Here is a 13,520-nt window from a genome sequence, read left to right on the forward strand (position 1 = left end):
GCGCGCACAGGAGACCCACAGGCAACATCCCTGGTTGTACGGCAGTTGATTACGATTCAGCCATGGCGAACAAGCTCGTGATCAAGGTGACCGCGGGGGCCGATGCCCCCGAACGCTGCTCGCAGGCCTTCACGGTGGCGGCGGTGGCCGTGGCCAGCGGGGTGGAGGTCTCGCTCTGGCTGACCGGAGAGTCGTCCTGGTTCGCGCTGCCTGGCCGCGCCGCCGAGTTCGAGCTGCCGCACGCCGCGCCGCTGCCCGACCTGATCGAATCGATCCTGGCAGCCGGGCGGATCACGCTGTGCACGCAGTGCGCGGCCCGTCGCGAGATCACGGAGAAGGACGTCATCGAGGGGGTCCGGATCGCGGGCGCGCAGGTCTTCGTGCAGGAGGCGATGGCGGACGGGACGCAGGCGCTCGTCTATTGAGGCGGCGATCGAGGCGGTGACCGAAGCGGCCGTCGACGCGGCTATCGGCGCGGCGCGGACCTACGCTTGAGGCATGTACTCGCGGCGTCGTCACCTGTACTTCGCCATGATGGGCCTCTGCATCGGCCTGTTCGTCCTGGCCTGGGCCGTCGTGCGCCTCTGGTCCGTGCCCGCCGCCGTGGGGATGTGCATCGTGGCGATGGTGATTCCGCCCGTCGCCGCGATCGTCGCCAACCGCCGCGGCCCCGACGACCGCTGGTGGGACGACCCGTCCGGGGACGCGAAGTCCGACGAGTGGTGGGACGAGCTGGACGGCAAGAAGCGGCCCGAAGACCACTAGGGCGTTCCGTTTGGGACCCTCGGGCCCCTAGGGAGCCCTGAGACCCCTAGGACTTCCCGGGACCCGCTGTCGCGCCCCGGCCGGCGCGGCGCATCGCGACGATCTCCGCGACCGTCTCCAGCCACCGCGCCGCCCGCGTCTCGTCATCCGGCGCCTCTGCCGCCTGCGCCGCCGTCTCCAGCCAGTCCAGCAGGCACGCGGACGCCTCACGTGACGGCAGCGGCTCGGGCAGGGCAGCCGCGTACGCGAGGCCGCCGGCCCGGACGATCTTCGCTACGTACGTCACCGAGCGTGGCAGCACGTCGAGCCGGTCGAGGGTGACGGCCGCGGCGATCGCGCCGTCGCCGAAGAGCGCGGTGCGGAAGGTCTCACGGGCGAGGCCGTGGCGCAGCAGCGTCGGGACGTCGGTGGCGGCGAGCACCTCGTCGTCGGTGCGTGGGGAGCTCTCGTGGACCATGGTCATTCCGTTCCGTCGTCCCGTCCGTCATCCCGTTCCGTCATCCCCTTTGTCGTCCGTTCCCGCAGGTCAGCGGACGGTGATCGAGTAGACGTAATAGGTGACCTCGTCGTCCGACCGCGTCGGGGCCGCCGTGGTCGTCGCCGTCGGAACCGGGCTCGCGCTCACCTCGGCGGCGCTCCCGCACAGGCCGTGCGGGCAGAACAGCAGCTTCACCGTCGTCCGGCCGGGGGCGTGCGCCTCGAAGTCGAAGAACTGGGCGCCGTCGCCGCTGCCGATGAGGTCTTCGTCGCCGCCGTCCTCCTCCTCGCGCCTGCCCTGGTACGTGACGACGCCCTTGTCGGGACGCGGGCTCGCCAGGTACCAGTTCTGGCCGAGCGCCGGGTTGGCCGGGACCTCCAGCGTGAACGTGTCGCCCTTGTCGACGGTGACGCTCCGCTCGCCCGGCCCGAACGCGGTGGGCCCGGTGGAGCCGCCGCATCCGGACAGGGCGACGAGGGCGGCGGCCGAAGCGGCCGCGGTACGCACAATGATTCGCATTCGCACGATGGGTTCAGTCCTGCTGGGTAGTGAGTTCAGTCCTGCTGGATGTAGACGCGGTTGATGTCGCCCTGGTGGGACTTGGCGTAACGGTCGTCGACGACGGCCTCGATGTCGCCGTTGACGAAGTCGTCCTCGCTGATCCAGGACGTGGTGCCCCACGGGTTGTAGACCTGCAGCTTGCCGTCCTCCTGCCCGATGATCATCAGGCTGTGGCCGTGGCGGTTGCCGTCCTCGTCGACGCGCGTGATGTTGATGGGCACGGGCTTGCCGTCGGCGACGGACTTCTCGATCTCGGGCAGGACGCCGCGCCGGTCGTCGGCGCCGCCCATGTCCTGCTGGTCGTACTTGTCTCCGGTGTGCGGGCCGAGCTCCTTGTCGGAGATCTCCTCCTGCCCGTCGGAGTCCATACCGGCCGGATGGCGGTCCCACCACCAGCCGTCCATCTCGCCGTCGCCCTCCTCGTTCATCCGGAACTGCTCGTCGTGCAGGCGCTTGCGGAAGTGGGCGGGGTCGTCGTCGGTGCCGTCGGGGCCGCCGGTGAGTTCGAGGGCGTACACCGGGTCGACGAGGGCGCGGGCGGTGACGGTCGAGGACGGAACGCAGGTCTCGTCGTCCTGGTCCCAGAGCTCGCCGCGGAAATCCTGCTGCTCCTTGCCGGAGGCGACGGAGTCCGTGGTGATCGGGGTCAGGTGCGCCGCGAGCCACGCCGCGTCCTTGCCGTGGATCTTCCCGCCGAACTTCTCGATCTCGCCGATGTCGTGGCCCGAGGCGAGGGCCTTCATGAGGTACGCCTTCTCCTGCGGGCTCGACGCGCTCGCCAACAGCCTTTCCATGCGGGCCCGTTCGGCGGGCGGCATGTTCTCCATGGCGCGACCGGAGCGTTCGAGGTCGTTGGCGCTGAGGATCTCGTTCAGCTCGGGGTCGCCGCCGGGATTGGCGGTGTCGGCGAGGGCGAGCCGGTCGGCGGCGGTCAGTTCGTCGGTGGCCATCCGGCCGGCGCGTGCCTCGGCCGCGAACTTGTTGAGGTCGCGGGCCGCGACGCGGGCGGCGTCGTCGGCGTCGGCGGCCGCCTTGTGCAGGTCGTCGACACCGCCCGAGGCCAGCGAGCGGGCCTTCAAGCGGAGGGCTTCCTCGTCGTCGTCCTCGTGCCAGTCGTCGAACCAGCCGTCCTTGCCGCCGAGCATGCCGCGGGCGTCGCGCAGCTTGCCGCGGCCGGTGCCGTCCAGGGTCTGCGCCGTCTCCAGTACGTCGGACAGCGCGATCAGGGCCTTGCCGCCGCCCTGGAACGCCTCGATCATCTGCTGGGCGTCGCGGGAGGCGGCGCCCACCACGTCGGAGGCGAGGACGCTCGTGTCACCGACCCAGACCTGCGGCAGGCCCTTGCGGGCGATCTTGTCGATCCGGTCGCTCACGGCGTCGGCCTCGTCGGTCTGACCGGTGTAGCGCTTGCCGAGGGCCTCGATCACCTTCGGATCGCCCACCGGACCCGAGACGCCGAGGGCATCGTCGATCGCGTCGATCAGGTCGTTCTTGCTGCCGGCCGAAGAGATCCTGTCGCGCAGGCCGTTGAGCTTCTGTCTGCGGTCGTTCGTGGATTCCGTCACGGTCGCGGGCCCCGTCAGTAGTCGGACAGCGCGGACGGGCGCTCGCCGTGCGTCGGCATCGTACTGACGCGCTCCCCGGCCGCGGAGCCCACGGACACGGACTTCGCGCCGTTGCGGACGCCGATGTCGGAACCGGAGTACGCGTGGCTGGCCAGGCGCACCTTGTCCGCGAGTTCGTGCAGGGCCGCTTCGAGGACCTTGGTCTCGGACTCCCAGGCGGCGGCGAACGTGTTGAACGCGGGCGCGGTGTCGGAGCCGCCGAGCGCGTCCTGCGAGTAGCACATCGTGCCGGCGATCGCCTTGCCGATCTTGCCGACGTCGCGGCCCGCGCCGTCGAGTTCGCCGGCCTGGCCCGACATGCCCTTGTGCCCGACCTGGTATCCGTCCGGAGAGGTCATGGCCCTGCCCCCGTTTTCTTGAGTCCCCGACCTCGACGCGCCTTCCGCACAAGGAAGTTGAGTCAGGTCACAGCCTTCAAGAAAATTAGCAGAACGCCGCCATGTACACGCCCCCTCGGCACGGGCTCAGAAGCCCCGCACGAGTTCCGAAGATCCACACGGGCTCAGAAGCTCCGCACAAAGCCGAGCGGCCGCACAAAGCCGAGGGACCGCACCTCGATTCCGTAGGCGTCCAACCCCCGGAGGTGCGGCCCCTCGGCCGTATCTGCGCCGCCGTCACGCGGCGAGCCGCGTCAGACGGCGATGGCGACCTCGGCGAGGCCACCGGTCTGGGCGACGACCGTACGGTCCGCCGAGCCGCCGGGGACGAGGGCGCGCAGCGTCCACGTGCCCTCGGCCGCGTAGAAACGGAACTGGCCCGTCGCCGAGGTGGGGACCTCGGCCGTGAACTCGCCGGTCGAGTCCAGCAGGCGCACGTAACCGGTGACGGGCTCGCCGTCGCGGGTCACCTGGCCCTGGATGGTGGTCTCACCGGGCTTGATCGTCGAGGCGTCGGGGCCGCCGGCCTTCGCTCCACACATGTGCTTCTCCAAAAAGGTCGGTCAGGTCTGTCTGAGGGGTACGGGAGGGTTACTTGTTGGCGCCGAGCTCGATCGGCACGCCGACGAGGGAGCCGTACTCGGTCCACGAGCCGTCGTAGTTCTTGACGTTGGCCTGGCCGAGCAGCTCGTGCAGGACGAACCACGTCAGGGCCGAGCGCTCACCGATGCGGCAGTACGCGATGGTGTCCTTGGCCAGGTCGACCTGCTCGTCCTCGTAGAGGGCCTTGAGCTCGTCGTCCGACTTGAACGTGCCGTCGTCGTTGGCGTTCTTCGACCACGGGATGTTGCGCGCGGACGGGACGTGGCCCGGACGCTGCGACTGCTCCTGCGGGAGGTGGGCCGGGGCGAGGAGCTTGCCGGAGAACTCGTCGGGCGAGCGCACGTCGACGAGGTTCAGGCTGCCGATCGCGGCGACGACGTCGTCACGGAAGGCGCGGATCGAGGTGTCCTGGGCCTTGGCCTTGTACTCGGTGGCGGGGCGCTGGACGATCTCGGCGACGAGGTCGCGCGAGTCGAGCTCCCACTTCTTGCGGCCGCCGTCGAGCAGCTTGACGCTGTCGTGGCCGTAGAGCTTGAAGTACCAGTAGGCGTAGGACGCGAACCAGTTGTTGTTACCGCCGTAGAGGACGACGGTGTCGTCGTTGGCGATGCCGCGCGCGGACAGGAGCTTCTCGAAGCCGGCCTGGTCGATGAAGTCGCGGCGGACCGGGTCCTGGAGGTCCTGCTGCCAGTCGACCTTGACGGCGTTCTTGATGTGGTTCTTGTCGTACGCCGAAGCGTCCTCGTCGACCTCGACGATGACGACCTTCGGGTTGTCGAGGTTCGCCTCGACCCAGTCGGCGTCTACCAGGACGTCGCTGCGGCTCATGTTTTTCTCCTCCGGGGCAGTTACGGCGGGGTGCGGAAGTGCGGGTGCGGTGCGGGCACGGCCCTGCATGCGGGCAGGGGCGGCATTCGGCGCGCGCGAGGGGAGGCCGCCTCAATGGGGCCTGGGGAAGCGGGAGTTGCCGTCCCGCTCAGGCGGTACGACAGAGCATGGCGGCGACGCGGCACAGGTCTACTGCCCGCCGCTTCGTAAGATCCGCCTGTCGCTTCATGCCACCGATCGTAGGTAGGCACGGGCGGCCGTGTCACCGGCATGTCGCATCGTGAGACACGATCGTCCGCAATGCGAGACGAGTGCGGCCCCGGGGCCTCATTCCCAGGGCTCCGGGGCCGCTGGGGCACCGCTGATCACTGCTGTGCGGACGGCGCTGTCTCGCAGTGCGGACGCGCCGTTCTCCGGGTGCCTGTCCGACGAGTCCGCGAGGGCCTGTCCGACGCGTCTGCGGGGGGCCTACCCGACGAGGTCGAGCTTCGAACCCTTCACCGAGATCTCGACGCCGTCCTTGACCGCCTCGACCCGGTCCAGCTCGATCCCGGCCGGCAGGTCGTCGATCGCCTGCTGGAAGTCGGTGACGGCTCGGATCCGGCCCTCGGCCGGGTCGAGCGCGCCGACCTCGGGCAGGCTGTCGGCACGCGCCGAGACCTTGCCGCCGGTGACCTTGACCGAGCTGAGGACGGTGGGGTGCAGGGTGCCCACCGGCGTGTGCACGGTGATCGCGACCTTGACCTTGTCGCCGCCGCCGTAGGAGAGACCTTCGATCTGAGCCGTCATCCCCGGGGCGATCTGGGCGGCGTCCTGCTTCTTCACGGCCTTGAGCAGCTCGGCGTAGGAGATACGGGCGGTGCCGGTGGCCGAGTCGGCGGTGGCGGAACTGAAGCTGCTGTTGAACTGAACGCCGTGCATCTCGGCGTTCAGATCGGCGATCCGGATCGACTCGCCGCCGCTCTTCGCGTCGTAGTCCTTGATGCCGATCTCCACGTCGTCCAGCGTGCCGCCCGCGACCTGGGTCAGGAACGGGAAGCCCTTGATCGACACGTCGGGGTTCTCGGGGAGGCCCTCGCTGGTGCGCACGCGGTCGGCCGCCTCGCCCTCCGCGTAGTTCACCGCGACCCGGTCGGCGATGACGAACAGGCCGCCCAGGATCACGACGACGATCAGAAGTATCCGCAGAGCACGCATGACCCGGTGTTTCCCCCCACCTGGACGACAGTTCCTGATCGCGAGAGTACGGGCCGGACCCCCGCCAAGGGGGCCCGGCCCGATTCTTGTCGATCAGCTGTGACAGGCAGTACGCCCGCCGGACGCTCAGCCCACCACCCGCCCGAGCAGGTAGACGGCCGGGGCCGCGGCGGCCAGCGGCAGGGCCACGCCCGCCGTCATGTGCACGAAGCGGGACGGATAGTCGTAGCTCGCGACGCGGTGGCCGATCAGGGCGCAGACACCGGCGCCCAGGCCGAGGAGCGCGCCCTTGGACCCCATGTCCGTCATGCCGCCGGCCGCGATGCCGGCGCCCGCGGCGGCCAGCAGCGCGACGGCCACGGAGGCGGGCGTCGGCAGCGGGAGCGCCCGCGCGAGGACGGCGACGGCGACGGCCACGGCGCCGACGGTCACGGCGTCCGGGTCGGCCGCCAGATGTCCGGTCGCGACGATGGCGAGCGCCGCGGAGGCGACCGTCGCCATCAGGCCGTACATGCGCTCGTCCGGGGCCGCATGGCTGCGGAGCTGGAGGACGAGGGTGAGCAGGACCCAGACGCCGAGGGTGCCGAGGATCGCGGCGGGCGCGTTCTCCCGGCCGGTGACGAGCAGCGCCGCGTCGGCGGCGAGGCCGCCCGCGAAGGCGAGCGCGATGCCCTGCCGGGCGGGCCACATCCCGTTGAGCCGGAACCAGCCGGCGGCCGTGACGGCCTGGAGGAGCACGAGCGGCACGAGCAGCGCGTACTGGCCCACGGCGGCGCCGCCGGCGAGCAGCAGCCCGAGCAGCGCGGTCAGCGCGGCGGGCTGCATCCCGGGCTCGATGATCGGTGACCGCCCCTCGGCGCGGGCGCGCTGCGCGTCGGTGACGCGGGCGTTGCCGGTGACGGTGGCGGGCCCGTACGCGCCCGCCCCGGCCTCCGGCTCGGCGGTCGGCAGCGGCTGCGCCGCCGCGACCGTCCCGAAGACCTGCGTCTCCTGGTCGCCACCGGGGGCGCCGGGCGCCTGACCGTACGCGGCGTGCGCGGCCGGCGCGGCGTGAGCGGCGGGCCCGGGCGCGGGCGGCGGCGGAGTGTGACCGTACGCGGCATGCGTCGCGGCCGACGGAGTCTGCCCGCCCGGCGTCTGGACAGCGGGCCCCTGGCCGTACGGCACCTGCCCGTAGCCGTGGGCGTGCTGGTCACCGCCGTACGCCTGCTGGGCGCCGTATGCCTGATGGTCACTGCCGCGCGACCGCTGATCGCCGTACCCCTGCTGGTCACCGCCACGCGACTGCTGATCGCCGTACGCCTGCTGAGCCCCGTACGCCTGCTGATCGCCGCCACGCGACCGCTGATCGCCGTACCCCTGGTCACCGCCACGCGACTGCTGATCGCCGTACCCCTGCTGAGCCCCATACGCCTGCTGATCACCGCCACGCGACTGCTGATCGCCGTACGCCTGCTGAGCCCCGTACGCCTGCTGGTCGCCATGAGCGTGCTGGTCATGGCCGGCCTGGCTCGCCGGGCCCTGCCCGTGCGCGGCCTGGCTGTGTGAGGCCTGCCCTTGTGCGGGCTGGCCGTACCCGGCCTGCCCATGCGCGGCCTGCCCGTACCCGGGTTGCCCGTACGCGGGTTGCCCATACGCGGCCTGGCCGGGCTCGTAACCCCGGGGCGGCAGGTGTGTCGGCTGGACCTGGGTGTCCCAGGTCTGGCCCTGCCACTGCTGGGTCTGCTGGGGTGGCTGGGTCTGCTGGGGCGGCTGCTGCTGCCCGTACTCGTCTTCGTACGGCTCGTCACTCATCGCGGTCACCCTCCTGCGAACGGCGGGAGCACCTCGACCGTGCCGCCCTCGGCAAGCCGTACCGTCTCATGCCCGCGCTTGCCGACGGGGTCACCGTCGATCAGGAACGAGGAACGCTGCAGGACGCGCACCAGGTCTCCGGGGTGTCGCGTACGCGCGCCGTCCAGCGCGTCGGCCAGCGTCTCTGCCTCGTACGGCTCCTCGGCGACACCGGCGGCCGCCTTGGCCGCGGCCCAGTAGCGAATGGTCCCGTTGGCCATGTGCGGCGCTCCTCCCATGGGTCTGTCCATGCGGTCTATTCGGCGGTTGCCGTCGTCCATGATGCCGTGGCCCAGTCACCGATCCGCGCGAGGAGTCCGTCGTCCGCCGCGTGCTCGGCGTGCCCCATGCCCGTCTCCAGCCACAGCTCGGCGCCGCCGGACGCGGCCTCGGCCAGCATCCGCGGGTGGTCGAGGGGGAAGTACGGATCCCGGTCGCCGTGCACGATCAGGAGCGGCGTCGGCGCGATCAGCGGCACGGACTCGACGGGCGAGAGCGGCACCGGGTCCCACTCGTGCGGGTGAATGCGGGTGCGGAGCCCGATACGGCCCACGATCCGGCCGGCCGGCCGCGTCACCAGCCAGTGCAGCCGCCGCATCGGCGCGGTCCCGCGGTAGTACCAGCGGGCCGGGGCACTCACCGCGACCACGGCGTCGGAACGCGCTTCCGTGCGCCCCCTGTGCAACGCGGCGTGCCGCAGGACGACAGATCCGCCCATCGAGAAGCCGACCGTCACCACGTGTTCATGCCCGAGTGACCTCGCCCACTCCACGGCGGCCACCAGGTCGAGTACCTCCCGGTCGCCGACGGTCGACCGCCCGCCCGACCGCCCGTGCCCGCGGAACGAGAACGTGACCACGGCGGCATCCTGCGCGAACACACCCGCCGCACGCCGGACATGCGGCCGTTCCAGATCGCCTGTGAACCCGTGCGCGACCACGATCACCGGGCCCCCTGCCGGGCCCGGACCGGGGTCGTAGGAAGCCTCGATCGGGACGCCGTCCCGCGTGCGCAGCATCACGCGCCGTGAGCGCGCAGTGATCGGCTGCACAGAAGAACGTGCGTCTTGACCTGCCCCACCGGAACTCATGTGGGCTATTCTGCTTGCCAGAGGATCCGGGCAGCGAAGCCCCCGGGTCCTTTTGTGCTTTCGGACTGCGTTGTATACGAACGCGGTCGGCAGGGCGCGCAGGGCCCCAGGGCGCGGGGTCCGAAGCAGTGCAAAGCAGTACAGAAGAGCAGTACGAACAAGCAGTACGAAGCAGTGCCGTAAACGTCCTCGCAGGGACCGAGGAGGAACCAGACGTTATGGGCGAGCGAAACGTGCAGGACCGCAGGACGACCCAGGCAGGTGGGGCGCGATGAGTTCTCTGCTGCTCCTGACCAATGCCCTTCAGCCGTCGACGGAGGTGCTCCCCGCTCTCGGCCTGCTGCTGCACAACGTGCGGGTCGCCCCCGCCGAAGGCCCGGCTCTCGTCGACACCCCCGGTGCCGACGTCATCCTCATCGACGGGCGCCGCGACCTCCCGCAGGTACGCAGCCTGTGCCAGCTTCTCCGTTCCACCGGGCCCGGCTGTCCGCTGGTCCTCGTGGTGACGGAGGGCGGCCTGGCGGCGGTCACCGCCGACTGGGGCATCGACGACGTACTTCTCGACACGGCGGGACCCGCCGAGGTCGAGGCGCGGCTGCGGCTCGCGATGGGCCGCCAGCAGATCGTCGCCGACGACTCCCCGATGGAGATCCGCAACGGCGACCTGTCGGTCGACGAGGCCACCTACAGCGCGAAGCTGAAGGGGCGGGTCCTCGACCTGACCTTCAAGGAGTTCGAGCTCCTCAAATACCTCGCGCAGCACCCGGGCCGCGTCTTCACGCGCGCCCAGCTCCTCCAGGAGGTGTGGGGCTACGACTACTTCGGCGGCACCCGCACCGTGGACGTCCACGTGCGGCGCCTGCGCGCGAAGCTCGGGCCCGAGCACGAGTCCCTGATCGGGACCGTGCGCAACGTCGGCTACCGCTTCGTGACGCCCGAGAAGGTCGAGCGGGCGGCGGACGCGGCGAAGGCCAAGGCAGCCGCTCCGAAGCCGGATCCCGCAGAGCACGCGGCGCACGCAGCACACACGGAAAGGGCCGACGACACGGACTCCGGGGCCGATTCCCGTGCCGTGCGGGAGCCGGTCGAGCAGCCCCGGGCGGGCGCTCACCAGGCCGCCGCCGGACGCCCTGCCCAGCGGTAGGTCCATCCGCGTAGACTCCGCGCGTGGCCAAGGTGACTCGGGATGATGTGGCGCGACTGGCGGGTACTTCGACCGCGGTCGTGAGCTACGTCATCAACAACGGACCTAGGCCGGTTGCCCCGGCCACGCGCGAGCGTGTACTCGCCGCGATCAAGGAACTGGGGTACCGGCCCGACCGGGTCGCCCAGGCCATGGCGTCGCGGCGGACCGACCTCATAGGCATGATCGTGCCGGACGCGCGCCAGCCGTTCTTCGCGGAGATGGCGCACGCCGTCGAACAGGCGGCTTCCGAGCGCGGAAAAATGGTCCTCGTCGGCAACTCCGACTACGTCGAGGAGCGCGAGGTCCACTATCTGCGGGCCTTCCTCGGCATGCGGGTGTCCGGCCTCATCCTCGTCAGCCACGGCCTGAACGATCTGGCCGCGGCCGAGATAGAGGCGTGGGACGCGCGCGTGGTCCTGCTGCACGAGCGGCCCGAGGCGATCGACGACGTCGCCGTCGTGATCGACGACATCGGCGGCGCCCAGCTGGCCACCCGGCACCTTCTCGAACACGGCCACCCGTACGTCGCCTGTCTCGGCGGCACCGCCGAGACGCCGTCCGTCGGCGACCCGGTCTCCGACCACGTCGAGGGCTGGCGCCGGGCCATGCACGAGGCGGGACTGTCCACCGAGGGGCGGCTGTTCGAGGCGCCGTACAACCGCTACGACGCGTACAAGATCGGGCTCGAGCTGCTCGCCGGGCCGCAGCGGCCTCCGGCGATCTTCTGCTCCACGGACGACCAGGCCTTCGGCATCCTGCGGGCCGCGCGCGAGCTGCGGATCGAGGTGCCGGGCGAACTGGCCGTCGCCGGCTTCGACGACGTGAAGGAGGCGGGTCTGACGGATCCGCCGCTGACGACGGTCGCGTCGGACCGCTCGGCGATGGCGCGGTCCGCCGTCGACCTCGTCCTCGACGACTCGCTGCGCGTCGCAGGGTCCCGGCGTGAGCGCCTCAAGGTGTTCCCCTCGCGGCTGGTCGTCCGCCAGTCCTGCGGCTGCCCGTGACCTGACCGCGAGGAACGACCGCGCGCGCCGGCCCCGGACTTCGGGACCGACGCGCGCGTGCTGTGTGTCACTCGTGGCGCGTGATCGCTCAGAACATCAGGTTGTACTGGTTGAACCCGGTGCCCAGGCTCTTGCGCGCGCCGAAGACGTCGGCGGACGCCTTGTTGGTGCCCGGGTAGAGCCAGAGCGTGCCGCCCGAGTCGCGGGCCATGACGTCGGCGATACCGTCGCCGGTCACGTCTCCGTTCGTCACGTACGAGGTGAAGTTCCAGCCCGTACGCGCCTGGATGCGCGCCGCGAACGGGGTGTGCTCGACCTGCGTGCCCCGGTAGAGGTACAGGACGCCGGAGCTGTTGCGGACCAGGAGGTCCGCCTTGCCGTCGCCGGTCAGGTCGCCGCGGCCGAAGACCTTGACGCCCTTCCAGGCCTTGTCGACGACCTTGACCTTGCCGTAGAACTCGCCGTTGCCCTTGCCCGGGTAGAGGTACGTCGAGCCGTCGGCGTCCACCGCGACGAGGTCGGGGCGGGAGTCACCGGTCATGTCGCCGGGGATGGCGTAGGACTTGTAGCCGCCCCAGACCGAGGTGATCTGCATCCACTCGAAGGTGTCCGACGCGTGGTTGTAGTAGCTGCGGTACAGCTTGCCGTCGGTGCTGTCGCGGATGATCAGGTCCTGGAAGAAGTCCCGGTCCAGGTCGGCCTGGAGAGCCCAGCTCGCGGTCTGCCAGCCGGCGCTCTGGTAGGCGCGCGTGGCAAGCGAGGTGCCCTTGCTGTCCTGCTCGAACAGGCCACCGGAGGGGGTGCGCGCCAGCAGGTCGGCCCGGCCGTCGAAGCTCAGGTCCGTGTCGTCGATGCGCGGCTGGGCCGCCCAGACGTACGAGGAGACCTTGGTGAAGACGGGGTAGGCGCCCTTCGCGGTGCAGCCGGAGACGCCCCACGAGACGATGCCGACGACACGTCCGCCGACGACCACCGGGCCGCCGGAATCGCCGCTGCAGGGGCTCTTGGTGCCCTCGTCGGCGCCCGTCGCCGGGGTGCCCGCGCAGAACATCGAGCCCTCGATGAAGTCGTCCTCACCGAGGACCGACTGCATCGCGGTGTTGCAGGTGGAGTCGGAGACCATCGGCAGGGTCGCCTTGCGCAGGGTCGCCGACAGGTCGGCGCCCTCGGCGCCGGAGGTCAGGCCCCAGCCGTAGACGGTGGCGGAGGTGCCCGCCTTGTAGGAGGCGGTGTCGTTGCTCTGGACCACCTTCGACCACTGGTCCTCCAGCGGACGGTCCAGGGTGAGCACCGCGATGTCGTTCTGGATGGTCTCGGCGTTGTAGCGCGGGTGGTTCCACTGGCGCCAGACGCCCGCGACGGTGCCCTGGGCACTGTCGAGCAGGCCCGCGGTGCCGGCCACGACCGCGCCGTTGTTCACCCAGTCCAGGCCGGAGACGCAGTGGGCCGCGGTGAGGACCTTGTTCGGGGCGACGAGGGTGCCGCCGCAGAAGTAGCCGTCCCCGGACGCGGGGTCGTAGTACGAGAGCTGGACCATCCACGGCGCGGAGGAGATCGGCGTCTCGGTGCCGCCGATGATGAACGGCGTCTTCTTGGGCTTCGTCTCCGGGGTCGCCTGGGTCTTCGCGGCCTCGACGACCCGCTTGCGCAGTTCGGCGTCGGATGCGGCAGGGGCCGGATTCGCGGTCCGGGCGACGCTCGCGTCGGGCAGTCTGTGCGGCTCGTCGGCCGCGGTGGCGGGGTGTGCCACGAGGGCGCCGGCGCAGCTCAGCGTCAGCGCGAGAGCGGCCGTGGACAGCGCCGTGACGGGGCGTCTCCAGCGGTCGCGCAGGGCAGGTATCACTCAGGGCTCCTGGTGTGAAGAGTGGCTTCAGGGCCCGAGAAGGGGCGTGACGATGCGCACCACGGCCGGTACCGGACACAGAGCACACGAAGAATCGGGCTCAGCCCCGGACCACGCCGCAGACCCCCCT

General features: G+C 70.9%; 16 protein-coding genes. 4 read left to right on the top strand and 12 right to left on the bottom strand.

The window, feature by feature from the left end:
- Positions 1 to 62: 62 nt before the first annotated feature.
- A complete protein-coding gene (locus tag ACIPWY_RS17835; RefSeq protein ID WP_351986525.1) occupies positions 63 to 425 on the top strand; it encodes a DsrE family protein in 363 nt (120 codons plus the stop codon).
- Between the two features lie 73 nt (positions 426 to 498).
- Complete coding sequence (locus ACIPWY_RS17840) at positions 499 to 765, top strand: DUF3099 domain-containing protein (protein WP_351986526.1); 267 nt, start codon at positions 499 to 501, stop codon at positions 763 to 765.
- A gap of 46 nt (positions 766 to 811) precedes the next feature.
- On the opposite strand, the gene ACIPWY_RS17845 is transcribed toward ACIPWY_RS17840, so the two are convergent.
- The 11 genes from ACIPWY_RS17845 to ACIPWY_RS17895 form a co-directional block, all read right to left on the bottom strand.
- Positions 812 to 1,222 carry a hypothetical protein gene (locus ACIPWY_RS17845; protein WP_401533802.1) on the bottom strand — a complete coding sequence of 137 codons (411 nt, stop codon included), beginning with the start codon at positions 1,220 to 1,222 and terminating at the stop codon, positions 812 to 814.
- 69 nt (positions 1,223 to 1,291) lie between these two features.
- The gene (locus tag ACIPWY_RS17850) at positions 1,292 to 1,762 is read right to left on the bottom strand and encodes a protease inhibitor I42 family protein (protein ID WP_362898287.1); all 471 of its coding nucleotides are present in this window, start codon (positions 1,760 to 1,762) and stop codon (positions 1,292 to 1,294) included.
- A gap of 35 nt (positions 1,763 to 1,797) precedes the next feature.
- Positions 1,798 to 3,369 (bottom strand): peptidoglycan-binding protein, encoded by a 1,572-nt coding sequence (locus ACIPWY_RS17855; protein ID WP_393701250.1) that lies wholly within the window; start codon positions 3,367 to 3,369, stop codon positions 1,798 to 1,800.
- Between the two features lie 14 nt (positions 3,370 to 3,383).
- Complete coding sequence (locus ACIPWY_RS17860; protein WP_362898291.1) at positions 3,384 to 3,767, bottom strand: hypothetical protein; 384 nt, start codon at positions 3,765 to 3,767, stop codon at positions 3,384 to 3,386.
- A gap of 293 nt (positions 3,768 to 4,060) precedes the next feature.
- Entirely contained in the window at positions 4,061 to 4,348 is a 288-nt protein-coding gene (locus ACIPWY_RS17865; RefSeq protein ID WP_328311485.1) for a DUF1416 domain-containing protein, read from the bottom strand.
- A 49-nt stretch (positions 4,349 to 4,397) separates the two neighbouring features.
- The gene (locus tag ACIPWY_RS17870) at positions 4,398 to 5,237 is read right to left on the bottom strand and encodes a sulfurtransferase (protein WP_362898293.1); all 840 of its coding nucleotides are present in this window, start codon (positions 5,235 to 5,237) and stop codon (positions 4,398 to 4,400) included.
- A gap of 148 nt (positions 5,238 to 5,385) precedes the next feature.
- The gene (locus ACIPWY_RS17875; RefSeq protein WP_351257108.1) at positions 5,386 to 5,466 is read right to left on the bottom strand and encodes a putative leader peptide; all 81 of its coding nucleotides are present in this window, start codon (positions 5,464 to 5,466) and stop codon (positions 5,386 to 5,388) included.
- A 239-nt stretch (positions 5,467 to 5,705) separates the two neighbouring features.
- Positions 5,706 to 6,434: a DUF2993 domain-containing protein gene (locus ACIPWY_RS17880; protein WP_362898295.1), complete on the bottom strand. Its 729-nt coding sequence runs from the start codon at positions 6,432 to 6,434 to the stop codon at positions 5,706 to 5,708.
- Between the two features lie 126 nt (positions 6,435 to 6,560).
- Entirely contained in the window at positions 6,561 to 8,105 is a 1,545-nt protein-coding gene (locus ACIPWY_RS17885) for a hypothetical protein (RefSeq protein ID WP_401533858.1), read from the bottom strand.
- Between the two features lie 128 nt (positions 8,106 to 8,233).
- A complete protein-coding gene (locus ACIPWY_RS17890; protein WP_362898298.1) occupies positions 8,234 to 8,488 on the bottom strand; it encodes a MoaD/ThiS family protein in 255 nt (84 codons plus the stop codon).
- A 35-nt stretch (positions 8,489 to 8,523) separates the two neighbouring features.
- Entirely contained in the window at positions 8,524 to 9,357 is an 834-nt protein-coding gene (locus ACIPWY_RS17895) for an alpha/beta fold hydrolase (protein ID WP_362898300.1), read from the bottom strand.
- A 271-nt stretch (positions 9,358 to 9,628) separates the two neighbouring features.
- Between ACIPWY_RS17895 and ACIPWY_RS17900 the strand changes: the two genes are divergently transcribed.
- Together ACIPWY_RS17900 and ACIPWY_RS17905 are read left to right on the top strand one after the other, a co-directional pair.
- Entirely contained in the window at positions 9,629 to 10,501 is an 873-nt protein-coding gene (locus ACIPWY_RS17900; protein ID WP_401533807.1) for a winged-helix domain-containing protein, read from the top strand.
- A gap of 23 nt (positions 10,502 to 10,524) precedes the next feature.
- The gene (locus ACIPWY_RS17905) at positions 10,525 to 11,547 is read left to right on the top strand and encodes a LacI family DNA-binding transcriptional regulator (RefSeq protein ID WP_362898303.1); all 1,023 of its coding nucleotides are present in this window, start codon (positions 10,525 to 10,527) and stop codon (positions 11,545 to 11,547) included.
- Positions 11,548 to 11,635: 88 nt separating this feature from the next.
- Here ACIPWY_RS17905 and ACIPWY_RS17910 read toward each other — a convergent pair whose 3' ends face one another.
- Positions 11,636 to 13,390 (bottom strand): trypsin-like serine protease, encoded by a 1,755-nt coding sequence (locus tag ACIPWY_RS17910; RefSeq protein ID WP_401533809.1) that lies wholly within the window; start codon positions 13,388 to 13,390, stop codon positions 11,636 to 11,638.
- Positions 13,391 to 13,520: the final 130 nt, after the last annotated feature.

Origin of the sequence: Streptomyces sp. NPDC090032, assembly GCF_044748025.1 — a bacterium.
In the GTDB taxonomy this organism is placed as follows: domain Bacteria; phylum Actinomycetota; class Actinomycetes; order Streptomycetales; family Streptomycetaceae; genus Streptomyces.